Annotated in this window: 20 protein-coding genes and 1 pseudogene; 12 read left to right on the forward strand and 9 right to left on the reverse strand. The window is 67.9% G+C overall.

Features of this window, described 5'->3' with window-relative positions; all coding sequences use genetic code 11:
- Positions 1-81: 81 nt before the first annotated feature.
- Positions 82-873, reverse strand: a complete 792-nt coding sequence (rpsB, locus tag EV216_RS12560; RefSeq protein WP_132695879.1) for a 30S ribosomal protein S2 — start codon at positions 871-873, stop codon at positions 82-84.
- A 311-nt stretch (positions 874-1184) separates the two neighbouring features.
- On the opposite strand from rpsB, the gene EV216_RS12565 reads away from it, so the two are divergent.
- A complete protein-coding gene (locus EV216_RS12565; RefSeq protein WP_424511185.1) occupies positions 1185-1925 on the forward strand; it encodes a DUF502 domain-containing protein in 741 nt (246 codons plus the stop codon).
- A 6-nt stretch (positions 1926-1931) separates the two neighbouring features.
- Positions 1932-2540 (forward strand): LysE/ArgO family amino acid transporter, encoded by a 609-nt coding sequence (locus EV216_RS12570; RefSeq protein ID WP_132695881.1) that lies wholly within the window; start codon positions 1932-1934, stop codon positions 2538-2540.
- Between the two features lie 15 nt (positions 2541-2555).
- Here EV216_RS12570 and EV216_RS12575 read toward each other — a convergent pair whose 3' ends face one another.
- Both EV216_RS12575 and EV216_RS12580 read right to left on the reverse strand, forming a co-directional pair.
- On the reverse strand, positions 2556-3593 hold the full coding sequence (locus EV216_RS12575; RefSeq protein ID WP_132695882.1) for a patatin-like phospholipase family protein: 1038 nt from the start codon (positions 3591-3593) through the stop codon (positions 2556-2558).
- A 22-nt stretch (positions 3594-3615) separates the two neighbouring features.
- Complete coding sequence (locus EV216_RS12580; protein WP_132695883.1) at positions 3616-4389, reverse strand: 3-hydroxybutyrate dehydrogenase; 774 nt, start codon at positions 4387-4389, stop codon at positions 3616-3618.
- A gap of 280 nt (positions 4390-4669) precedes the next feature.
- Between EV216_RS12580 and EV216_RS12585 the strand changes: the two genes are divergently transcribed.
- The 5 genes from EV216_RS12585 (at position 4670) to EV216_RS12605 (ending at position 10125) form a co-directional block, all read left to right on the forward strand.
- The gene (locus tag EV216_RS12585; protein ID WP_132695884.1) at positions 4670-6487 is read left to right on the forward strand and encodes an extracellular solute-binding protein; all 1818 of its coding nucleotides are present in this window, start codon (positions 4670-4672) and stop codon (positions 6485-6487) included.
- Positions 6488-6490: 3 nt separating this feature from the next.
- Complete coding sequence (locus EV216_RS12590) at positions 6491-6604, forward strand: entericidin, EcnA/B family (RefSeq protein ID WP_132695885.1); 114 nt, start codon at positions 6491-6493, stop codon at positions 6602-6604.
- 65 nt (positions 6605-6669) lie between these two features.
- Positions 6670-8199 (forward strand): class I adenylate-forming enzyme family protein, encoded by a 1530-nt coding sequence (locus tag EV216_RS12595; RefSeq protein WP_132695886.1) that lies wholly within the window; start codon positions 6670-6672, stop codon positions 8197-8199.
- Positions 8186-8836 (forward strand): DsbA family oxidoreductase, encoded by a 651-nt coding sequence (locus EV216_RS12600; RefSeq protein ID WP_132695887.1) that lies wholly within the window; start codon positions 8186-8188, stop codon positions 8834-8836. The genes EV216_RS12595 and EV216_RS12600 overlap by 14 nt, the downstream gene beginning before the upstream one ends.
- Positions 8837-8901: 65 nt before the next feature.
- Positions 8902-10125 carry a multidrug effflux MFS transporter gene (locus tag EV216_RS12605; protein WP_132695888.1) on the forward strand — a complete coding sequence of 408 codons (1224 nt, stop codon included), beginning with the start codon at positions 8902-8904 and terminating at the stop codon, positions 10123-10125.
- A gap of 5 nt (positions 10126-10130) precedes the next feature.
- On the opposite strand, the gene mfd is transcribed toward EV216_RS12605, so the two are convergent.
- Together mfd and EV216_RS12615 are read right to left on the reverse strand one after the other, a co-directional pair.
- Complete coding sequence (gene mfd / locus EV216_RS12610; RefSeq protein ID WP_132695889.1) at positions 10131-13574, reverse strand: transcription-repair coupling factor; 3444 nt, start codon at positions 13572-13574, stop codon at positions 10131-10133.
- A gap of 32 nt (positions 13575-13606) precedes the next feature.
- Entirely contained in the window at positions 13607-14134 is a 528-nt protein-coding gene (locus EV216_RS12615) for a component of SufBCD complex (RefSeq protein WP_243642070.1), read from the reverse strand.
- A gap of 124 nt (positions 14135-14258) precedes the next feature.
- Between EV216_RS12615 and hemB the strand changes: the two genes are divergently transcribed.
- Both hemB and EV216_RS12625 read left to right on the forward strand, forming a co-directional pair.
- Positions 14259-15260 carry a porphobilinogen synthase gene (hemB, locus tag EV216_RS12620; protein ID WP_132695890.1) on the forward strand — a complete coding sequence of 334 codons (1002 nt, stop codon included), beginning with the start codon at positions 14259-14261 and terminating at the stop codon, positions 15258-15260.
- A gap of 178 nt (positions 15261-15438) precedes the next feature.
- Positions 15439-15960 (forward strand): lipid-binding SYLF domain-containing protein, encoded by a 522-nt coding sequence (locus tag EV216_RS12625; RefSeq protein ID WP_243642071.1) that lies wholly within the window; start codon positions 15439-15441, stop codon positions 15958-15960.
- An 85-nt stretch (positions 15961-16045) separates the two neighbouring features.
- Here the strand turns inward: EV216_RS12625 and EV216_RS12630 are convergent, their stop codons facing one another.
- Complete coding sequence (locus tag EV216_RS12630) at positions 16046-16918, reverse strand: NAD(P)-dependent oxidoreductase (protein WP_132695892.1); 873 nt, start codon at positions 16916-16918, stop codon at positions 16046-16048.
- A gap of 81 nt (positions 16919-16999) precedes the next feature.
- On the opposite strand from EV216_RS12630, the gene EV216_RS12635 reads away from it, so the two are divergent.
- The gene (locus EV216_RS12635; protein WP_132695893.1) at positions 17000-19468 is read left to right on the forward strand and encodes a penicillin acylase family protein; all 2469 of its coding nucleotides are present in this window, start codon (positions 17000-17002) and stop codon (positions 19466-19468) included.
- Between the two features lie 19 nt (positions 19469-19487).
- Here the strand turns inward: EV216_RS12635 and EV216_RS12640 are convergent, their stop codons facing one another.
- Entirely contained in the window at positions 19488-20030 is a 543-nt protein-coding gene (locus EV216_RS12640; protein WP_243642073.1) for a lytic transglycosylase domain-containing protein, read from the reverse strand.
- 239 nt (positions 20031-20269) lie between these two features.
- Between EV216_RS12640 and ssb the strand changes: the two genes are divergently transcribed.
- Entirely contained in the window at positions 20270-20761 is a 492-nt protein-coding gene (gene ssb / locus EV216_RS12645; protein WP_132695895.1) for a single-stranded DNA-binding protein, read from the forward strand.
- A gap of 45 nt (positions 20762-20806) precedes the next feature.
- Positions 20807-21895 carry a site-2 protease family protein gene (locus EV216_RS12650; RefSeq protein WP_132695896.1) on the forward strand — a complete coding sequence of 363 codons (1089 nt, stop codon included), beginning with the start codon at positions 20807-20809 and terminating at the stop codon, positions 21893-21895.
- A gap of 24 nt (positions 21896-21919) precedes the next feature.
- Here EV216_RS12650 and lipA read toward each other — a convergent pair whose 3' ends face one another.
- Entirely contained in the window at positions 21920-22876 is a 957-nt protein-coding gene (lipA, locus tag EV216_RS12655) for a lipoyl synthase (RefSeq protein WP_132695897.1), read from the reverse strand.
- A 145-nt stretch (positions 22877-23021) separates the two neighbouring features.
- A pseudogene (locus EV216_RS12660) lies at positions 23022-23338 on the reverse strand (methyl-accepting chemotaxis protein); the annotation flags it as partial.

Raw genomic sequence — 23338 nt, forward strand, 5'->3', positions numbered from 1 at the left:
GCTCGGCTCTCCTCGATTGTCGAATGCAGTTCCGGGCGCGGCGATATCCGCGCCCGGTATCAATCCCGTGACAGGCCGGGCTCAGGCCCCGGCGGTCTCTTCGGCGACTTCTTCCGTGGCCTCGGCCAGAACGTCCTCGACCGGCGCCTCGTCCAGCGCGCCGATATCGACGCCTGCGGCGTCCATCTGCGCCGACATGCCGTCCAGAGCCGCACGGGCGGCCAGATCGCAGTAAAGCTGGATCGCGCGGGCGGCGTCGTCATTGCCGGGGATCACATAATCCACGCCGTTGGGCGAACAGTTGGTATCGACCACCGCCACCACCGGGATGCCCAGCTTGCGGGCTTCGAGAATGGCCAGGTCTTCCTTGTTCACGTCGATGACGAACAGCAGGTCCGGCAGGCCGCCCATTTCGCGGATGCCGCCAAGGCTTGCCTGCAGCTTGGCCTGCTCGCGTTCGATCCCGAGCCGTTCCTTCTTGGTCAGCCCCTCGGCACCCGTCGCCATCTGTTCGTCGATCTCGTTGAGACGCTTGATCGACTGGGACACCGTTTTCCAGTTGGTCAGCGTGCCGCCCAGCCAGCGGTGATTCATGTAGTACTGGGCGCAACGCTCGGCGGCATCGGCGATCGGACCCTGCGCCTGGCGCTTGGTGCCGACGAAGAGGATGCGGCCGCCCCTGGCAACCGTCTCGCGGATGACGTTCAACGCGGCGTCCAGCATCGGGACGGTCTGCGTCAGGTCGATGATGTGGATGCCGTTGCGGTCGCCATAGATGAATTCGCCCATGCGGGGATTCCACCGCTGGGTCTGGTGGCCGAAATGAACGCCAGCTTCGAGAAGCTGACGCATCGTGAACTCGGGAAGCGCCATATGCCTTTTCCTTTCCGGTTTGCGCCTTGGCGGGGCTTTAAGGGCGATTGCCCAACCGGCGGACCGCAAGCGGGATGTCTCCCCGCAAGGACCCAACCCCGCCTGTGAAGTGCGCCAGCCGTTAGAACATTGCCGACAGGATGGCAAGCCCCTGCCGTCAGCGCCGCCAACCCATCGGTCTGACCATGTGGACCTGCCCCGCGTCGATCCCGGGCCGCCTCCGGCAAGGGATGATGCGCCCGACATCCGAGCCCGCTATTGCGCCGAGACCTGCCCGAACCTAGCTTTGGTCATCAGCCGGGATGACAGCCATGTTCGAGAAAGACGACCAGCACCAGACGGATCCGCAGGACGGACATGGCCGCCATATCGGGCGGTCGCTCTTCGCGCGGCTCAGGAACAACTTTCTCGCCGGTCTGGTGGTGATCGCCCCTGTCGGCCTGACCGTCTGGCTGATCTGGACGGTCACCGGCTGGATCGACGGCTTCGTGCTGCCGCTGGTGCCGAACCAGTTCAAGCCCGAGCAATATATCGGCATCGACATCCGCGGCCTTGGGGTCATCTTCTTTCTTCTGTTCACCCTGCTTGTCGGCTGGACCGCCAAGGGTCTGATCGGGCGGTCCTTCATCGGCTGGGGCGAGCGGCTGGTGGGCCGGATGCCCATCGTCCGCTCGATCTATAACGGGCTCAAGCAGATCGCCGAGACGGTCTTTGCCCAGTCCGAGGCCAGTTTCGACCGGGCGGTTCTGATCGAGTATCCGCGCAAGGGCCTGTGGGCGGTGGCCTTCGTGTCGACCCGCGCACGCGGCGAGATCAACCGCCGCATCCCGCAGGACGAGCAGATGCTGGCCGTGTTCCTGCCCACTACGCCGAACCCGACCTCGGGTTTCCTGCTGTTCGTGCCGCAGAACGACGTGATCGAGCTGGACATGTCCGTGGAAGAGGCCGCCAAGCTCATCATCTCGGCCGGGCTGGTGTCGCCAGAGGAACGCCCCCTGCCCGTTCCCGAACCGCTGCAGGAAATCGCGCGGCGCCAGAAGATCGGCGCGTGATCCCGCGTGAGCGGCGCCGCGCTGACCGGTTTCGCCACCTCGCTGTCGCTGATCCTCGCGATCGGGGCGCAGAATGCCTTCGTGCTGCGCCAGGGGCTGATGCGGAGCCATGTCTTCGCGCTATGCCTGTTCTGCGCGGCCTCGGACGCCGTGCTGATCGCGGCGGGGGTGGCGGGGTTCGGCAGGATGTCGGCCGCCGCGCCCTGGCTGCCGGTGGCGATGACGCTGGGCGGGGCGGCCTTCCTTGTGGTCTATGGCGCGCTTCGGCTGCGTGCGGCGATCCGCGGCGGGCATGCGCTGGCGGCCGCGGGCCGTGGCGGATCGGTCTGGGCGGTGCTGGGCACGGCCGCGGCGCTGACCTGGCTGAACCCGCATGTCTATCTCGACACGCTGGCGCTGATCGGGGCGGTCTCGACCCGGTTCGCGCCCGGCGATGACCGGCTGGCCTTCGGGCTCGGGGCGGTCGCGGCGTCTTTCGTGTTCTTCTTCACGCTGGGCTACGGGGCACGGCTGCTGGCGCCGGTGATGGCCAGCCCGCGCGCCTGGCGGCTGCTCGATCTGGGGATCGCGCTGGTGATGTGGGCGATTGCCGCGGGGCTGCTCGCGGGGCTGTAGACCGCGCGACCCGCCTCAGTCGCAAAGCCGGTGCAGATCGACGCTGCTTTCCTGCCCGATCCGGGGCCCGGCCTCGGCCAGGAAGCGATCCGCCGCCGCCCGACCCGCGCGCTTCAACTCGTCCAGCACAAGCGGGCTTGGCACCAGCTTGGTCGCCACGTTCAACTGCCGCATCAGCGCGTCGTCGGACACCATGTGGACGCGGATCTCCTTCATCGTGCCGCGGTCCAGCCGCCCCTGGTCGATCAGGTCACGCACCTGCTGGATCGCGCGCAACTCGCCCAGAAGCGAGGCGTTGAAGCTGATCTCGTTGATCCGGTTCTGGATCTCCTGCCCCGTGACCGGCACCCGGACGCGTTCCAGCGGGTTGATCGAGACCACGACGACATCGCCGGGCAGATCGGGCGCGAGAAAGGGAAACAGCGCCGGATTGCCGGTATAGCCGCCATCCCAATAGGCATCCGTCTCGCCCGTCTCGGGGTCGGTCACCTCGACCGCCTGGAACAGCGTGGGCAGGCAGGCCGAGGCGAGGATCGCGTCGGTGGTGATCGCGCGGCCCTCGAAGACCCGGATCTTGCCGGTGCGCACATTGGTCGCCCCGACGAAGAAGGCGGGCGGCCGGGCGGCGCAGACGCGATCGAAGTCGAACCGCTCGACGATCCGGCGCAGCGGGTTGCGGTAGAACGGGCCATAGGCATAGGGGCCGACCATGCGGCTGGCCATGTCGCCCAGCGACCAGGGAATTGCTGCGTCCAGCATCCGCGCCACGGTGCCCGCGCCGGGGGTAAAGGCCGCCATCCAATGCGTCAGCCGCAGATCGCCCACCGCGCCGACCTGCGTCCAGAGCCAGTCGAGATTCTCGCGCGCCGCCTGCGGCCCGCCCGCCACCAGGCCGGCCTTCAGCGCGGCCCCGTTCAGCGCGCCCGCCGAACTGCCCGAGATCGCCGCGATCTCGATCCCGGGTTCGTCCAGCAGCCGGTCCAGAACGCCCCAGGTAAAGGCGCCATGCGCGCCCCCGCCCTGCAAGGCCAGATTGATGCGCAGGGGCGTCATGGCCGCTGGCCCGGGCATCCGTTCACAGCGCGGTCCAGCCGCCATCGACGCTGATCGTCGTGCCCGTGATCTGGGCCGCCGCGTCCGAACACAGGAAGACGGTGGTTCCCCCGATCTGCTCGACCGTGGCGAACTGTTTGGACGGCTGGCGGGCCAGCATCACCTCGCGGATCACGCGGTCACGGTCCATGCCATGCGCCTTCATCTGGTCGGGGATCTGCGCCTCGACCAGCGGGGTCAGCACATAGCCCGGGCAGATCGCGTTGCAGGTGATCGCTTCCTCGGCGGTTTCCAGCGCCACGGTCTTGGTCAGCCCGACCACCCCATGCTTGGCCGCGACATAGGCGGATTTGTAGGGGCTGGCCGTCAGCCCATGCGCCGAGGCGATGTTGACGATCCGCCCCCAGCCCGCCGCCCGCATCATCGGCAGCGCGGCCGCCGTGGTGTGAAACGCGGAGGACAGGTTGATCGCGATGATCGCGTCCCATTTCTCGACCGGGAACTGATCCACCGGCGCGACATGCTGGATCCCGGCATTGTTCACCAGGATATCGCAGGCCCCTGCCTCGGCGATCAGCGCGCGGCAGGCGTCGGCGCTGGACAGATCGGCCTTGATGTAGCGCACGCTGACCCCGTGTTCCTGCGTCATGTCGGCGGCCAGCGCGTGATCCTCGTCGCGGTCGGTGAACGAGTTCAGCACCACATCCGCCCCGGCCCGGGCCAGTTCCTGCGCGATGCCAAGCCCGATCCCCGAATTGGAGCCGGTCACGATGGCGGTCTTTCCGGAAAGCGTCATTTCGTCCCTCGCAATGTCCCGAAACGGTTGCGAAGGAGCCTACATCCCGCCGCGGCGCGGCGAAAGCGCCACAGACGGGCGCGGGCACGAAAAAAGACGCCCGCACAGGGCGGGCGTCAAGTTATTGAGGCAGGTTTCATACAGGCAAGAAACCTATCGAGCAGTAACCTCTGTATACGCAATCCGCCGCCGGTGGCCAAGCTAAAAGTTTGAAAAATCGGGCGCTCATGCCTAAGCTGGCCCCCAAGAATACAAGGCACCGGGCAGGAATGTTGCCGAGATGAGACAGAAGAATCCCCTCCGCGCGCGCATCGCGGTGGCTGCGGCGTTGCTGTTCGGCATGGCCGGATTCGGGCAGGCCGAGCCCGCCCATGGCATCGCTATGTATGGCGCGCCCGCGCTTCCACCGGATTTTGTGTCGCTGCCCTATGTGAACCCCGACGCGCCCCGGGGCGGACGCATCGTTCTGGGCGAAACCGGGGGCTTTGACAGCCTCAATCCGTTCATCCTGAAGGGCAACGCCCCCTGGGCGCTGCGCAGCCTTGGCTACGAGACCCTGATGGGCCGGTCCTGGGACGAACCCTTCACGCTTTACGGGCTTCTGGCCGAATCGGTCGAGACCGGCCCGGATCGCGACTGGGTCGAATTCACCCTGCGCGAAGGCGCGCGCTTCTCGGATGGCAGCCCGGTCACGGTCGAGGATGTGCTATGGTCGTTCAGCGTGCTGGGCGAACAGGGCCACCCGCGCTATCGCAGCGCCTGGGAAAAGGTCGCGACGGCCGAGGCGACGGGGCCGCGCAGTGTGCGCTTCACCTTCACCACCGCCGACCGCGAATTGCCACTGATCCTGGGCCTGCGCCCGGTGCTGAAAAAGGCGCAGTGGGAGGGGCGCGATTTCGCGCAAAGCGGGCTGGAGGCGCCGATCGGGTCAGGCCCCTATGTCATCGCCGGGTTCGAGCCGGGCCGGTTCGTCCTGGTGCGCCGCAACCCCGACTGGTGGGGGCGCGATCTGGCGCTGAACCGGGGCCAGCACAATTTCGACGAGATCCGCATCGAGTTCTATGCCGATGCGGGCGTGCTGTTCGAGGCGTTCCGGGGCGGCGCAATCGACATCTACCGCGAATCGAGCGCGGCGCGCTGGCAAAGCGCCTATGACTTCCCCGCCATCGCCACGGGGCGGATCGTGAAAGCCGAGATCCCGCATGCGCGGCCCACCGGCATCAGCGGGCTGGTGATGAATGGCCGCCGCCCGGTCTTTGCCGACTGGCGGGTGCGCGACGCGATGCTGCATGCCTTCGATTTCGAGTTCATCAATGGCGTGCTGACCGGCGGCACCCAGCCGCGCATCGCGTCCTATTTCTCGAATTCCGAGCTGGGCATGGGACCGGGCCCCGCCGAGGGCCGCGTGCGCGCGTTGCTGGCGCCCTTTGCCGACGAGCTGCTGCCCGGCGCGCTGGAGGGCTATGCGCTGCCCGTCTCGGACGGGCGGCCCTCGAACCGGCAGAACCTGCGCATGGCCTTTGCCCGGCTGGAAGACGCCGGCTGGCGCGTGGGCGATGACGGGGTGCTGCGCGATGCCGACGGCCGGCCCTTCACCTTCGAGATCCTCTTGCGCCAGGGCGCGGCCGAGAGCCAGAAGATCGTCGACATCTTTGCCGAGGGGCTGAAACGGCTGGGCATCGCGGTGCGCATCAGCACGGTCGACAACGCGCAATATACCGAACGCACCGACGCCTATGATTTCGACATGGCGTTCTACACGGTCGGGCTGTCGCTGTCGCCCGGCAACGAACAGCGGCTGTACTGGGGGGCGGAGGGGGTCACGCGACCCGGCACGCGCAACTGGATGGGGCTGGCCAGCCCCGCCGCCGAGGCGATGATCGAGGCGCTGCTGACCTCGGAAACGCATGAGGAATTCGTCGCGGCCACCCGCGCGCTGGACCGGGTGCTGACGACCGGGCGGCATGTGATCCCGGTCTGGTATGCGCCCAGTTCGCTGATTGCCCACCGCGCCACGCTGCGCTATCCGGAAACGATACCGATATACGGGGATTGGATCGGTTTTCTCCCCGATATCTGGTGGTCCGAGAGGGAGTGATCCATGACCCGAACGCTTCTGATGCTGGGCCTGCTGGCCCTTGCGGGCTGCGGCACCGTCGAGGGGATCGGCGAGGATATCTCGGCCGGGGCCCGCGCGGTGCGCAACGCGTTCTGAGACCGCCCGCCTGCCCCGTTCCCGGCCCCTTGCAACCGCAAGGCAGCGGGGCTAGCACGCAGCCCATGCGAGCGATATTTGACGAGGGCGCCCCGCCGCCCTGCCCCGCCCCGTTCAACCTGGCCGCCCATGTGCTGGCCCCGGCCGCCTGCACGCCCGAAAAGGTCGCGCTGGCCGTGATCGGCCCCCATGGCGCCGAACGCTGGAGCTATGCCCGGCTGGAGGCCGCCGTGCGCGGACTTGCGGCGGGGCTGGCGCAGATGGGGCTGGCGCCCGGCGCGCGGGTGCTCTTGCGGCTGGGCAACGGGGTGGAGTTTCCCATCGGGTTTCTGGGCGCGATCGCTGCGGGGCTGGTGCCGGTGCCGACCTCGGCGCTGCTGACAACGCCCGAGATCACGAAACTTGCCGCCGAGATCGAGCCCGCGGTGATCCTGGCCGGCCCGGGCGTCGCCCTTCCCGCCGATTGCGCCGCGCCGGTGCTGGACCTCGACGCGCAGCGCGCCCTGCACGAGCACGCCCCGGCGGGCTATGCGCTGGGCGATCCCGACCGGCCGGCCTATGTGGTCTATACCTCGGGCACCTCGGGCAATCCGCGCGGCGTGATCCATGCCCATCGCGCGGTCTGGGCGCGGCGGATGATGTGGGAAGGCTGGTATGGCCTGACGCCCGAGGACCGGCTGCTGCATGCGGGCGCCTTCAACTGGACCTATACGCTGGGCACCGGGTTGCTCGATCCCTGGTCCATCGGGGCGACCGCCCTGATCCCCGCGCCGGGCGTGCGGCCCGCGCAATTGCCGCTGCTTCTGAAGCGCTTCGACGCGACGATCTTTGCCGCCGCGCCCGGTGTCTATCGCCAGATGCTGCGCGATTATCCCCATCTGGTGCTGCCCAAACTGCGCCACGGCCTGTCCGCGGGCGAGAAGATGCCCGAGGCCACCCGCGCCGCCTGGGCCGAGACCACCGGCACCTTCGTCTACGAGGCGCTGGGGATGTCGGAATGTTCCACCTTCGTCTCGGGCAGCCCCGCCCGGCCCGCGCCGCTGCCCTCCTCGGGCTATCCGCAGCCGGGCCGAAGGGTCGCGGTGCTGGGGCCGGACCTGGAACCCGTGCAACGCGGCGAGCCCGGGCAACTGGCCGTCTCGCGCCGCGATCCGGGGCTGATGCTGGGCTATCTCAAGGCCGAGGCCGAAACCGCGGCGCGGTTCCATGGCGAATGGTTCCTGACCGGCGACATGGTGGAAATGGCCGCGGATGGCGCGATCACCTATCTGGGCCGCGATGACGACATGCTGAACGCGGGCGGCGTGCGGGTCTCGCCGCTGGAGGTGGAACGCGCGCTGATGGAACATCCCGCGATCCACGAGGTCGCCGCCACCGAGATCGCGATCAAGGCCGATACCTCCGTGATCGCCGCCTTCTATACCGGCGAGGCGCTGGCCGAGGACCAGCTTGCCGCCTTTGCCGCCGAACGGCTGGCCCGCTACAAGCAGCCGCGGCTTTACGTCCATATGGACGACTTGCCGAAGAACCCGAACGGCAAGCTGAACCGCCGCCAGATCCGTGCATCCTACGAGGCTGGCCATGGTCCGGCTTGACATCTTCGCCGACCCGATCTGCCCCTGGTGCCTGATCGGCAAGCGGCTGCTGGATGCCGCGCTGGACGCCCGGCCCGACCACCCGTTCGAGATCGTCTGGCAGCCCTTCCAGTTGAACCCCGGCATGCCGCGCGCGGGCATGGACCGGCGCGCCTATCTCGAAGCCAAGTTCGGCGGCCAGATGGAGGCCGTTCGCGCCTATGCCGAAATCGACGAAAAGGCCCGCGCGGCCGGGATCGAACTGAACCTCGCCGCGATCACCCGCACGCCCAACACGCTGGATGCGCAGCGGCTGATCCACTGGGCCGGGCTGGAGGGGTGCCAGCACGCGGCTGTGCAGGCGCTGTTCGACGCCTGTTTCCTGGAAGGCCGCGATATCGGCGCAACCGGCGTTCTGGCCGCGATTGCCGGGGCCGTCGGGATGGACAGCGGCATGGTCGCGCGGCTTCTGGCCTCGGATGCCGATGCGGACGCGATCCGCGCGCGCGATGCCCATGCCCGCAGCCGCGGCGTGACCGGCGTGCCGACCTTCATCGTGGCCGACCACCACGTTCTGGTGGGCGCCCAGCCCACCGCGCTATGGGTGCAGGTCATCGCGGAACTGGCGGGCGATCCCGGCGCGCAGCCGCTGCACTAGCGGAGATTTATCCGCTGGCGGTCGCGCCCGATCTGTCGCATCAGAACCCCGAGGTCGGAGGCAGCATGGCACAGGCGGATATCACCGGGCAAAGGCGCGTCTCGCGGTCCGAATTCATCGCGATCATGGCGCTGCTGTTCGCGACGGTGGCGTTCTCCATCGACGCGATGCTGCCCGCCCTGCCCGAGATCGGTCGGGAACTGGCGCCCGCAAATCTCAATCATGCGCAATTCGTCGTCCTCGTCTTCGTCGCGGCAATGGGGATCGGCACGCTGGTTGTCGGGCCGTTGTCGGATTCGCTGGGCCGCAAGCCGGTGATCCTGGGCGGCGCGGGGCTGTTCGTCGTCGGCGCCATGATCGCGGGCACGGGCCAGTCGCTGGAACTGGTGCTGTTCGGGCGCGCGCTGCAAGGGCTGGGCGCTGCGGCGCCGCGGGTGGTGGCGCTGGCGGTGATCCGCGATCTTTATGCCGGGCGCGACATGGCGCGGATCGTGTCCTTCGTGATGATGATCTTCACGCTCCTGCCCGCCATCGCGCCGCTGCTGGGCGCAGGCATCATCGCGCTGGCAGGCTGGCGCGCGATCTTTCTGGCCTTCCTGCTGTTCTCGGTGATCTCGGTCGGCTGGTACGCGCTGCGCCTGCCCGAGACGCTGCCCCCTGCCCGACGCCGTCCGCTGAAACCCGCATCGCTGCGCGCCGCCGCGCGCGAGGTCTTTGCCGATCCGGTCGCGCGGCGCGCGGTTCTGGTTCAGACGCTGATCTTTTCGGTGCTGTTCATGCTGCTGACCTCGATCCAGCAGATCTTCGACATCCATTTCGGCCGCGGGGACAGCTTTCCGCTGTGGTTCGCCCTGATCGCGGTGATCGCGGGGAGCGCGAGTTTCACCAACGCGATGCTGGTGGGCCGTCTGGGCATGCGCTTCCTGGTGCGGGTCACGCTGAGTGCGCAGCTTGCGCTGTCGGTCGCGATGGCGGCGCTGTTCTGGAGCGGGCTTCTGCCGCCGGGTGCCGAGTTCGCGGCCTTCATGCTGTGGGCGATCACGCTGTTCGGGATGCTGGGCCTGACCATCGGCAACCTGAACGCGCTGGCGATGGAGCCTTTGGGCCATGTTGCGGGCATGGCCGCCTCGATCATCGGGGCGCTGGCCACGGTGATGTCGGCGCTGCTGGCGGTGCCGGTCGGCCAGGCTTTCGACGGGACGCCGCGGCCGCTGGCGACCGGCGTCCTTCTGGCGGTTGCCGCGGCTTTCCTGCTGATCCGGAAATTTCCGGAACGCCCCGAGACGTAAGTCACTTACGCCGTGTTCTTCACCTTTTCTGCCAGATCCCGCGCGATGCCATAGGCGCCCTTGATCCGGTCGCTGTCCCTGGTCCAGTCGCGGCGAATGACGATCTTGTTGTCCTTGACCTTGGCCAGTCCGTTCTGGCCCTGGATGAAATCGACCAGCCCGGCGGGATTGGCGAACCTGTCATTGTGGAACTGCACCGTCGCCCCCTTGGGCCCGGCATCCAGCCGGGCGATGCCCGCGCGCTTGCACATGGCCTTGATGCGCACGATCAGCAGCAGCGTGTTCACCTCTTTCGGCAGCTTGCCGAAACGGTCGATCAGTTCGGCGGCGAAGCCTTCCAGCTCGACCTTGGTCGTCAGCCCGGACAGCCGCCGGTAAAGCCCCAGCCGCACATCCAGATCGGCAACGTAATCGTCGGGGATCAGCACCGGCACGCCCAGGTTCAACTGGGGCGACCAGTCGCTTTCGATCTCGGACAGCCCCTCTAGCTCGCCCGACTTGATCCGGGCAATCGCCTCCTCCAGCATCGACTGGTAAAGTTCGAAGCCGACCTCGCGGACATGGCCCGACTGTTCCTCGCCGATCAGGTTGCCCGCGCCGCGAATGTCCAGATCCTGACTGGCCAGCGTGAAGCCCGCCCCCAGCGTGTCCAGCGATCCCAGCACGCGCAGCCGTTTCTGCGCCTGCGGCGTCAGCGGCGCGCGCGGCTTGGTGGTCAGATAGGCATAGGCGCGCGTCTTCGACCGCCCCACCCGCCCGCGTATCTGGTAAAGCTGGGCCAGTCCGAACATGTCGGCGCGATGGATGATCATCGTGTTGGCGGTGGGGATGTCGAGGCCCGATTCCACGATGGTCGTGGCCAGCAGCACGTCGTATTTCCCGTCGTAGAAGGCGTTCATCCGGTCGTCGAGTTCGCCCGCCGCCATCTGGCCATGCGCCACCACGAACGACACCTCGGGGACGTGGTCGCGCAGGAAGGCCTCCATCTCGGGCAGATCCGCGATCCGTGGTACGACGAAGAAGCTTTGCCCGCCGCGGTAATGTTCGCGCAGCAGCGCCTCGCGCACCGTCACCGTGTCGAACTCGCTGACATAGGTGCGGATCGACAGCCGGTCGACGGGCGGCGTGCCGATGATCGAAAGATCGCGCACGCCGGTCAGGCTCATCTGCAGCGTGCGCGGGATCGGCGTGGCGGTCAGCGTCAGCACATGGATGTCGCTGCGCAACTGCTTCAGCCGTTCCTTGTGGTTCACGCCGAAATGCTGTTCCTCGTCAATGATCAGCAGGCCGAGATTGCGGAACCGGATCCCCTTGGCCAGCAGCGCATGGGTGCCGATCACGATATCGACCGCCCCTTCGGCCAGGCCTGCGCGCGTCGCCGCGGCCTCCTTCGCGGGGACGAATCGCGACAATTGGCGCACCTCCAGCGGAAAGCCGCGGAAGCGTTCGGCAAAGCCCTTGGCATGCTGGCGCGCCAGGAGCGTGGTGGGCGCGATCACCGCCACCTGCACCCCCGACATCGCCGCGACAAAGGCCGCGCGCATGGCGACCTCGGTCTTGCCGAAGCCGACATCGCCGCAGATCAGCCGGTCCATCGGCGTGCCGCTGGCCATGTCGCTCATCACATCGGCGATGGCGGCCAGCTGGTCGTCGGTTTCCTGATAGGGAAAGCGGGCCGAAAACGCCTCCCACAGGTGATGGTCGGCCTCCAGGATCGGGGCATTGCGCAGATGGCGTTCGGCGGCGACCCGGATCAGCTTGTCCGCGATCTCGCGGATCCGCTGCTTCAGCTTCGCCTTCTTGGCCTGCCACGCGCCGCCGCCCAGCTTGTCGAGCAGCCCCTCCTCATGGCCGTAGCGGCTGAGAAGCTCGATATTCTCGACCGGCAGATACAGCCGGTCGCCGCCGGCATATTCCAGCGCCAGGCATTCATGCGGGGCGCCCGCCGCCGTGATCGTTTCAAGCCCGGTGTAGCGGCCCACGCCATGTTCGACATGCACCACCAGATCGCCCGGCGACAGCGCCTGGGCTTCGGTCAGGAAGTTCTCGGCCTTGCGGCGTTTCTTCGGCGCGCGGATCAGCCGGTCGCCCAGCACGTCCTGTTCCGAGACGACCGTCAGCCCGGGCCCCTCGAAACCATGTTCCAGCGCCCAGACCGTCAGGTAAAGCCCACGCTTCTCGGTCACGTCGCGGATATCGGCGGCAAGGCGGGCATCCGCCACGCCCTCGTCCTCCAGCAATCCCTTCAGCCGCTCGCGCGCGCCCTCGGAATAGGACGCGACCACCACGGCGCCCTCTTCGCGCCGCGTCCGAACATGATCCTTCAGCGCACTGAAAAGGCTGACCTGTTCCAGCTTTCGTTCAGGCGCGAAATTGCGCCCGATGCGCCCGCCCGCGTCGATCACGCCGGGGCCGGTGCCCTGCGGCAGCGGGTTCATCTGCACAACGCGATGCCCGGCCAGCGCCGCCTCCCAGGCGGCATCGTCGAGATACAGCAGCCCCGGCGGGCAAGGCTTGTAGACCGTGTCGATCCGGCCTTTCTGGGCCATCGCCTCGCGGCGGGTCTCGTACTGGTCGGCGACCCCCTCCCACCGCGCCAGCCGCGCGGGCGTCACCTGGTCGTCAAGCCAGACGCTTGCGCCGGGCAGGAAGTCGAACAGCGTTTCCAGCCGTTCGTGGAAGAAGGGCAGCCAATGCTCCATCCCGGCATGCTTTCGCCCCGCGCTGACCGCCTCGTATAGCGGATCGTCGGTGCCCGCCGCACCGAACTCGATCCGGTAGTTCTGCCGGAAGCGGGTGATCGCGGCCTCATCGAGGATCACCTCGGAGACCGGCGCAAGCTCGATCCTCTTCAGCTTTTCCGTGGTGCGCTGGGTGGCCGGGTCGAAGCGGCGGGCGCCGTCCAGCACGTCGCCGAACAGGTCAAGCCGCACCGGCCCCGACTCGCCCGGCGGATAGATGTCGATGATCCCGCCGCGGATCGCGTAATCGCCCGGCTCCATCACCGTCGGCGCCTGGGTAAAGCCCATGCGCACCAGAAAGGCCCTGAGCGCGGCCTCGTCCACCCGCGTGCCGACCAGCGCGGTAAAGGACGCATCGCGCAGCACGTCGCGGGCCGGGACGCGCTGGGTGACGGCGTTCAGCGTCGTCAGCAGGATGAACGGCCCCGGCAGGCCCTGGACCAGCGCCGCCAGCGTCGCCATGCGCGCCGCCTCGGCATCGGGATTGGGCGAGACCCGGTCATAGGGCAGGCAGTCCCATGCGGGGAAATCCAGAACCACCGCCTCGGGCGCAAAGAACCCCAGCGCCGCGCGCATCGCCGCAAGCCGCCGGTCGTCCCGGGCGATATGGATCACCGGCTGGCCGGTCTTTTCCAGTTCGCGGGCCAGAAGTCGGGCGTCGAAGCCCTCGGGCGCGCCGCCGACGGTGATGTGCAGGGGCTGTGACATGGCCGCCGGGAATAAGCGCCGGGCGCGCGCTGTCAACCGCCCAGAACGCCGATCGTGAAGTTCTGCCACATTCCCCACATGGCGGTCACAAGGATCGAGAGGATCCCCATGATCTGCACCCCCAGCCGGTGCCAGCGCAACAGCCAGTAAAGCCGCTCGCCGCTGGGGTTGCGCTGTTCATAGGATCGTGCGGTGCGCAGGGTCCACAACCCGACCAGCGTCAGCGGGGCAAGAAGCAGGAACACCGCCTGCGAAAACTCGTTGCCATAGACGAAACCCAGCATCCCCAGCGTGGTCAGCGCAAAGCCCGCAAAGGCGCTGATCCACAGCCCCGAGACGCGCATGACATAAAGGTAGCGCCGGGCATTGATCCGCACCAGATCGGCCACGTCCTCGGCCGCCTCGCCGCCCTGACGGCGCGCGCGCTGCACCAGATCATAGGGCACGCCCAGAACCCAGTGGCTTGAGGTCGACCACAGAACGGCAAGCGCGATCCAGTACCAGAGATTCGAGAAGGACCGCATGTCGATCAGTTCGAAGACTTGCTGGGTGAAACTCACGAGGGCGGTGTCTCCGTTCCGGGGGCCTCGCGCGCCGGAGGTCGAGTCGTGACGATTCCCGCTCTTGAGGTGCGATCCGATCCGTGTAACCCAGTCGCAGCCAATGTTGAAGGAGCCGTAGCCCATGCGCCCCACCCTCGCCCCCTTCCCGATGACGCGCCTGCGCCGCACCCGCCGCACGGCCGCCTTGCGCGCGCTGACCTGCGAGACCGCGCTGGGCGTGGGCGACCTGATCTGGCCGGTCTTCGTGCGCGACGGGACGGGCGTGGAAGAACCGATTCCCTCGATGCCCGGGGTGGTGCGCCGGTCGGTCGATCTTGTGGTCAGGGCGGCCGAAGAGGCGGCGGGACTCGGCATTCCGGCGATCTGCCTGTTTCCCTATACCGATCCCGCGCTGAAGACCGAACTCTGCGAGGAGGCGTGGAACCCCGAGAACCTGTCGAACCGCACGATCCGCGCGATCAAGGCGGCGGTGCCCGAGATCGCGGTGATGACCGATGTCGCGCTCGACCCCTACAATTCCAACGGCCATGACGGGATCGTGCGCGACGGCATCATCGTCAACGATGAAACCGTCGAGGCGCTGGTGAAGATGGCGCTGGCCCAGGCCGAGGCCGGGGCCGACATCCTGGGCCCGTCCGACATGATGGACGGCCGGATCGGCGCGATGCGCCAGGCGCTGGAGGCGGCCGGGCACAGCGATGTCGCGATCATGTCCTATGCGGCGAAATATGCCTCGGCCTTCTACGGGCCGTTCCGCGACGCGGTGGGCGCCTCGGGCGCGCTGAAGGGCGACAAGAAGACCTATCAGATGGATCCGGCAAATACCGACGAGGCGCTGCGCCTGATCGAGCGCGACCTGTCCGAAGGGGCCGACATGGTGATGGTGAAACCGGGCATGCCCTATCTCGACATCTGCCGCCGGGTAAAGGACGCCTTCGGCGCGCCGACCTATGCCTATCAGGTGTCGGGCGAATACGCGATGCTGATGGCGGCGGCGCAGAATGGCTGGCTCGACCGCCAGAAGGTGATGATGGAGAGCCTCCTGTCCTTCAAGCGCGCGGGCTGCGATGGGATCCTGACCTATTTCGCCCCCGAAGCGGCGCGGGTGCTGCGCGCGGGCTGACGGCAGGCAGGGCGGCGCGCAAGGATTCGCCGCCGCGCGCTCTGCGGGCGTGACAGGACGCGGCTGCCCCTCTATAGTTTGTGTCAAATGGCGGCAAGGCCACAACAAGAGGCACAGAGCGATGCAAGACAGCAAGAGCATGACCGGGCGCCTTTCGCGCCGCGGATTCATCGGCGTAATGGGTGCGACGACGGCGCTGGCGGCCTGCGGCAATGGCGTGGGCAGCCAGGGGGGCGTATCGCTCGACAACCGGGTGGATGGCACGCGGAACTTCCTGTTCAGCCGCTATCCCGGCACGCAGGAGCTTGAGGCCAAGTCGCATGGCGTGCTGTGGATGCCGCTGATCACCAAGGCGGGGCTGTGGGTGGGCGGGGCCTATGGCCGCGGCGCGCTGCGGATCAACAACGTCACGGTGGATTACTATTCGGCCACCAAGGCCAGTTTCGGCTTGCAGGTCGGCGCGCAGCAATATGCCCATGCGCTGTTCTTCATGACGCCCGATGCGTTGCAGGCCTTCCGCTCGGGGGCGGGCTGGTCGGCGGGGGCGGATCTGGAATATGCCTTCCTGGACGACGCGGGTGCGGTCTCGGCCTCGACCAGAACCTCGCTCGATCCGGTGGTCGCGCTGGTCTACGGGCAGCAGGGCCTGATCGTCGGTGCCTCGCTCGAAGGCACGAAATACACCCGCATCATCCCCTGAGATCGTCCCGCGCGCCTTCGAGCCGCAGACGTCAGGATTTTGTGCCCCGCCGGATTGGCGCTCCGGCGGGGCACTTTCAGGCTTGTCAGCCCATCGCCCTGAGCCGCGCGATCAGGCTCGACGTGTCCCAGCGCCCGCCGCCAAGTTTCTGCACGTCCTTGTAAAACTGATCGACCAGGGCTGTTACCGGCAGGCTGGCGCCGGTCTCGTTGGCGGTCGCAAGGCAGATGCCCAGATCCTTGCGCATCCAGTCGACCGCGAAGCCGAAATCGAAGCGGTCCTCGATCATCGACTCGTAGCGGTTCATCATCTGCCAGCTTCCGGCGGCGCCGCCGCCGATCACTTCGACCACCGCGCGCCCGTCAAGCCCCGCCTTCTCGGCGAAATGCAGCGCCTCGGCCAGACCCTGCACCAGCCCGGCGATGCAGATCTGGTTGACCATCTTGGTCAATTGCCCTGCCCCGCTGTCGCCCAGCCTGCGGCAGGCCTTGGCATAGGACGCGATCACCGGCTCGGCGCGGTCATAGGAGGCCTGCGCGCCGCCGCACATCACGACAAGCTGGCCGTTCTCGGCCCCGGCCTGCCCGCCAGAAACAGGCGCATCGACAAAGCCGATGCCCGCGGTGGCGGCGGCCTCGTGCATCTCGCGCGTCACGGCCGCCGAAACGGTGGTGTGATCGACAAAGACCGCGCCTTCGGCCATGCCGGCAAAGGCACCCTCCGCCCCGGTGCAGACCGCGCGCAGGTCGTCATCGTTGCCGACACAGGCCATCACGAATTCCGCCCCTGCCGCCGCTTGCGCAGGCGTCGCGGCGGCGCGGCCGCCATGCTGGGCGACCCAGACCTCGGCCTTGGCGGCGGTGCGATTGTAGACAGTGACCTCATGGCCCCTGGCGGCCAGATGGCCCGCCATCGGGTAGCCCATCACCCCAAGCCCCAGAAACGCGACTTTTGCCATGGCGTCATCCCCCCTCGTTGCAGTCGGTAGCGTTTGCCCCTAACTAACGGCCGCATCGGGGGCGTCAACAACGGGGCGGACATGGCCGGGCTTTTCCGCTGGCTTCTGCGGCTTTTCACGGCCGCGGTGATCCTGGCCTTCCTGGCCGGGGCCGCGGTCTATCACCTGGCCGCGCGCTCGCTGCCCGATTACGAGGCCGTGCACAACGTCGCCCGGATCACCGCGCCGGTCGAGATCGTGCGCGACAACGCCAATGTGCCGCATGTCTTCGGGGAGTCGGACAGCGACGTGTTCTTCGGGCTGGGCTTTGTCCATGCCCAGGATCGGCTGTGGCAGATGACGATCCTGCGGCGGACCGCGCAGGGGCGCTTGTCCGAGATATTCGGCGCCCGTACCCTGGCGATCGACGAACTGGCGCGCAGGCTGGATCTCTACGGATTGGCGCAAGCTTCGGTGAAGGCGCAGGATCCCTATGCCGCGGCCGCGCTGCAGGCCTATGCGAATGGGGTCAACGCCTGGATCGCCGCGGTGAATGCCAATGCCCGCGGCCGGGGTGCGCCCGAGTTCTTCCTGTTCACGCCCGAGGTCGCGCTCTGGCAGCCTGCCGATTCGCTGGCCATCGGCAAGCTGATGGGGCTCCGGCTCTCGACCCATCTGGAAACCGAGGTGCTGCGCGCGCGGCTGTCGCTGATGATCGGATCCGAAAGGGTGCGCGACCTGATGCCCGACGCGCCCGGACAGGGGCTGGCAGCCTTGCCCGACTATGCCGCGCTTGCCCCCGGGATCCTGCCATCGGCCGCGCCTCTGGAACGGATGGCCGAGGGGCCGCTGTCGCCCTTTGCCCCGCGCGCCTTTGCCTCGGCCTCGAATGTCTTTGCGGCGGCACCCAACCGCTCGGCCGCAGGCGGCACGCTTCTGGCCAGCGATCCGCATCTGGGCTTTACCGCGCCGTCGATCTGGTATCTCGCCCGTCTGGAACTGGCCTCGGGCGGTGTGATCGGTGGCACGATCCCGGGCATGCCGGTGATCCTGGGGGGGCGTTCGGCCAATCTGGGCTGGGGGATGACCACGGCCTATCTGGACGATCAGGACGTGTTCCTGGAACAGCTCAACCCCGACAACCCCGAGGAATACCGCACCCCGGACGGGTTCAGGCCGTTCGAGACGCGCCGCTCGATCATCCGTGTCGCGGGCGCCGAGCCGGTGACGATCACCATGCGCTGGACCGAGAACGGTCCGGTGCTGCCCGGCGGGCATTTCGGACTGGGCTCGATCACGCCGCCGGGCCATGTCGCGGCGCTGGGCTGGACGCTGCTGAGCGGCGCCGACACCTCGCTGAGCGCGGGCTTGAAGCTGATGCGGGCACAAGACGTGGACGAGGCGCTCGAGGCGGGCCGGTTCCACATCGCGCCCGCGCAGAACCTCGCGGTGGTGGATCAGGACACGATCGCCCTTCAGACCATCGGCGCGATGCCCCGGCGGCTGGCCGAGCACCAGAGCAAGGGGCGTCTGCCGGTGCCGGGCTGGCGCGAGGAGAACCGATGGCACGGCTGGTTGAACTATGCCGCGAACCCGCGCTTCCTTGCGCCTGAAAGCGGAATCCTGGGCAATACCAACAACAAGATTCTGGACCGGCCCTTCCCGCTGCATGTCAGCTATGATTGGGGCGATACCCAGCGGATCGAGCGATGGAAGACGCTGATGACGCGCCGCTCGGTGCATACCCGCGAAAGCTTCATCGAGGCGCAGCTCGATACCGTGTCCTTCACCGCGCAGTCGCTTCTGCCGCTGATCGCACGCGACCTGTGGTTCACCGGAGAGCCTGCGCCCGCGGGCAGCCCCGAGCGGCGGCGCCAGCGCGCGCTGGAACTTCTGGCGGCCTGGAACGGCGAGATGAACGAGCATATGCCCGAGCCGCTGATCTATGCCGCCTGGTTGAGGCATCTGCAGGACCGGCTGATCCGCGACGAACTGGGCCCGCTGGCCGACGAGTTCACCCATGTCGAACCGCTGTTCATCGAGCGGGTATTCCGCGATATCGACGGCGCCAGCATCTGGTGCGACATCCGCCAGTCGGGCACCGTCGAGACCTGCACCGAGATCGCCCGGCTTGCGCTGGACGAGGCGCTTCTGTGGCTGTCCGAGACCTATGGCGGGTCACTCGAAAGCCTGCGCTGGGGGGCTGCGCATCAGGCCTGGCACGATCATCCGGTGCTGGGCGAGGTGCCGTTCCTGAAATGGTTCGTCAACATCCGCCAGCCCGTCTCGGGCGGGGACAACACGCTGAACCGGGGGCTGACACGCGGCCGCGATCCCGAGCCCTTCGCCAGCATCCACGGCGCGGGCTATCGCGGGGTCTATGATTTCGCCGATCCCGACAGTTCGGTCTTCGTGATCTCGACCGGGCAATCGGGCCACCCGCTCAGCCGCCATTACGACGATCTGGGCGAATTGTGGCGGCGCGGCGAATATATTCCGATGTCGCTGGACCCTGCGCTGGCGCGGGCTGCGGCGGTCGGGGTGACGCGGCTGGTGCCGGTATCCGAGTGAGGGTGCCGACCGCCCTGCCCTAGCTGCCCCAGATCCGCAGGACATAGGTCTGCGTCTCGGCATAGGGCGGCACGCCGCCATGGCGTTCGACCGCCTCGGGGCCGGCATTGTAGGCAGCCAGCGCCAGCCGCCAGGACTGGAACCGGTCGAACTGGCGGCGCAGGTAGCGCGCGCCGCCCTCGAGGTTCTGCTGCGGGTCGCGCGGGTCCACGCCCAGCAGTTGCGCGGTGCCGGGCATCAACTGCGCCAGCCCGATCGCCCCCTTGTGCGAGACCGCCCCCGGGTTCCAGCCCGATTCCTGCTGGACGAGCCGCAGGAACAGATCCTCGGGCACGCCATGGCGCCGGGCAGCGGCGCGGGCATGTTCGAGATATTCTCCGCGATACTTGCCCGCATAGGGCAGCGTGCCGCCCGCCGAGGGGGTGACGAAGCGCTGCGGCTGAAGCCGCACGGAATTGGCATATTGCTGCGCCGCGCGCCCATCGAGCAGACGCTTCTGCGACTCGAAAATGGCCGCGCGCGCCTTGGACGACACGGTGACCTCCGCGCCCGCGGGCGCCATCCCGAGCCCGACCAGCGCCAGGGCAACCGTCAGTTTGCGAACCACTGTCCCGCTTCCGGTCCTTTTCCGTTGTGCGGGACTATAGGCAAAATCGCGGCCCCGTGCCAGACCTGCCATCCGCCCCGTGCGGCCCTGCTGTCCGGGCACCGGAACGCGGGCGGATTTTCACCTTCCATTAACCCTGACGGGGTGGTGTAAACGGAAAACGCGAAATTCTAGATTCGACAGGGGGCACCCATATGGCGGGTTCGGTCAACAAGGTCATCCTCATCGGCAATCTCGGCCGCGACCCCGAGGTGCGCAGCTTTCCCAGCGGCGGCAAGGTGTGCAACCTGCGCATCGCCACTTCTGAAAACTGGAAGGACCGCAATACCGGCGAGCGGCGCGAGAAAACCGAATGGCACTCGGTCGCGATCTATTCCGAACCGCTGGTGCGGGTGGCCGAGCAATATCTGAAGAAGGGCTCCAAGGTCTATATCGAGGGCCAGCTCGAGACCCGGAAATGGCAGGACCAGTCCGGCCAGGACCGGTACACGACCGAAATCGCGCTGCGGCCCTATCGGAGCGAACTCACCATGCTCGATGGCCGCGGCGACGGCGGCAGCAGCGGCGGGGGAGGTGGTTATGGCGGTGGCGGCTATGGCGACTACGATCAGGGCCGGGACGAAGATCGCGGCGGCAGGTCGGGACCGGCCCCGATGGGCGATCTCGACGACGAGATCCCGTTCTAAGGCGGTGGCCGCCCGCCGCGCGGGCGGCACCCCGAGGCACAAGCGATGACCTGGTCCTTTCCCATCGGCCACCTGTTCGGCTCGGAACTGAGGGTGCATGCCACCTTCTTCCTGCTGCTGGCCTGGATCGGTGCGGCAAGCTGGATCACCGGCGGGCCGGTCGCGGCCGCGATCAACGTGGTCTTCGTTCTGGCGCTTTTCGCCTGCGTGGTCGCGCATGAGTTCGGCCACGCCCTGATGGCGCGCCGCTTCGGGATCGCGACGCCGGACATCACGCTGCTGCCGATCGGCGGCCTTGCGCGACTCGACCGGATGCCGGAGAAGCCCGGGCAGGAAATCGCCGTGGCGCTGGCCGGGCCTGCGGTGAATGTGGTGATCTGGGCGGTGCTGGTCACCCTTGGCGCGCAGGCCGAGCTTACCTCGCTTGCACAGCTTGGCGAGGGTGGCGCGACGGCGTTCTGGGGCAACCTGGCCGCGATCAACCTGTTCCTGGTCCTGTTCAACATGATCCCCGCCTTCCCGATGGATGGTGGCCGGGTGTTCCGCGCGGCGCTGTCCTACGGGATGGGGCGGGTCGCGGCGACGCGGCTGGCGGCGCGGTCGGGCCAGGCGCTGGCCTTTGTCTTCGGATTTCTCGGGCTGACCTGGGGCAACCCGTTGCTTGTGCTGATCGCGATCTTCATCTTCGTCGCGGCAGGCGCCGAAAGCGCCGATGTCTCGCTGCGCGACACGGCGCGGCACTTGCGGGCGCGCGATGCGATGATCATCCATTTCGAGACACTGCGACCCAGCGACACCCTTCAGGTGGCCTCGAACGCGGTGATCCGCACCACACAGCACGAGTTTCCCGTGGTCGATGCCGGGGGCGGTCTGCGCGGCTTCCTGACCCGGAACGCCCTGTTCGCGGCACTGGCCGCCGAGGGCAGCAGGATGCGGCCTGTTGCCGAGGCCATGACCGAGGGCATTCCGTCGGTGCCGCTGGCCGCGCCGCTGGATGCCGCGCTGGACGCGTTGCAGGACAGCGGCGCACCGGCGGTTGCGGTGAGTGAACCCTCGGGGCGCATGGTCGGCTATATCACGCGCGAGAATATCGGCGAGCTGATGGTGATTTCGGGGCGCGAGCGACGGATGTGACGGCCCTGTCCGAGGGGCCGCGCCTCAGCGCGACGACAGGGCCTGTTCACGCGCGGCGCGGAGACGGGCGAAATCCTCGCCTGCGTGATAGCTCGACCGCGTGAGCGGGCTGGCCGAGACCATCAGGAACCCCTTGCCATAGGCCGCTCTTTCATAGGCGGCGAATTCCTCGGGCGTCACGAAGCGGTCGACGGCGTGATGCTTGGGCGTCGGCTGGAGATATTGCCCGATGGTCAGGAAATCGACATCGGCCGCGCGCAGGTCGTCCATGACCTGCAGCACCGCCTGCCGCGTCTCGCCCAGGCCCACCATGATGCCCGATTTGGTGAAGGCGCCCGGGTCGATCTCCTTGACCCTCTGCAACAGGCGCAGCGAGTGGAAGTAGCGCGCGCCGGGCCGCACCTCGGGATAAAGCCCCGGAACCGTTTCCAGATTGTGGTTGAAGACGTCCGGTTTGGCCGCGACCACGGTTTCCAGCGCCGCGGGCTGGCATTTCAGGAAGTCGGGCACCAGCACCTCGATCGTGGTCTCGGGCGTGCGGTGGCGGGTGGCGCGGATGGTGCGCGCGAAATGCTCGGCCCCGCCATCCTCCAGGTCGTCGCGGTCGACCGAGGTGATCACCACATGCCTGAGCCCCAGCCGGGCCACTGCGTCGGCCACCCGGCCGGGTTCGAACGGGTCGAGCGCCTGGGGCTTGCCGGTCGCGACATTGCAGAAGGTGCAGCCGCGGGTGCAGATCTCGCCCATGATCATCATGGTGGCGTGGCCATGCGCCCAGCATTCGCCCACATTCGGGCAACCCGCCTCTTCGCAGACCGTGGCCAGCCCGTGGTCGCGGATGATGCGGTGGGTGTCCCGATAGCCCTGCCCGCCCGGTGCGCGCACGCGGATCCAGGCGGGTTTCTTCGGTTGGGCGGTGTCGGGGCGATGCGCCTTTTCGGGATGGCGCTGGTCGGGAATGCTGAGATCGCGCGGGCGCATGGGGCCTCCTGTCAACGGCCCTGATCTAGCGCCCGCGCGCGCGATTGTCCAATAGCCTGCACAGCCCAGCGGGGTCTTGGGCGGGCCGAATGGACAAGGGGCGCCGGGTATCCCGAACGCCCCCGAGGCCGTTTCCGGACGCGGATCAGAAATCCTTCCATGTCTCGGCCCCCGCCGCGCGCGGCAGGCGCTCGGCTTGCGGCACGGTGGCCGCAGGTGCGGGTTCTTGGGTCGGGCGGGCCCGGTCGACCAGGCGGAGCGGGGTCATGGCGCCGGTCTGGGTGGGGCGGGTGCCCGTGCCGCCCTGCAGGCGGAACCGGGCCACCAGGCCCTGCAGCGTCTCGGCCTCGTGGCGCAGCGTCGTGCTGGCCGCGGTGGCCTCCTCGACCATGGCGGCGTTCTGCTGGGTCACCTGGTCGAGCTGGGTCACGCCGACATTGATCTCGCCCAGCCCCACGGATT

The organism is Rhodovulum steppense (genome assembly GCF_004339675.1).
Taxonomy (GTDB): domain Bacteria; phylum Pseudomonadota; class Alphaproteobacteria; order Rhodobacterales; family Rhodobacteraceae; genus Rhodovulum; species Rhodovulum steppense.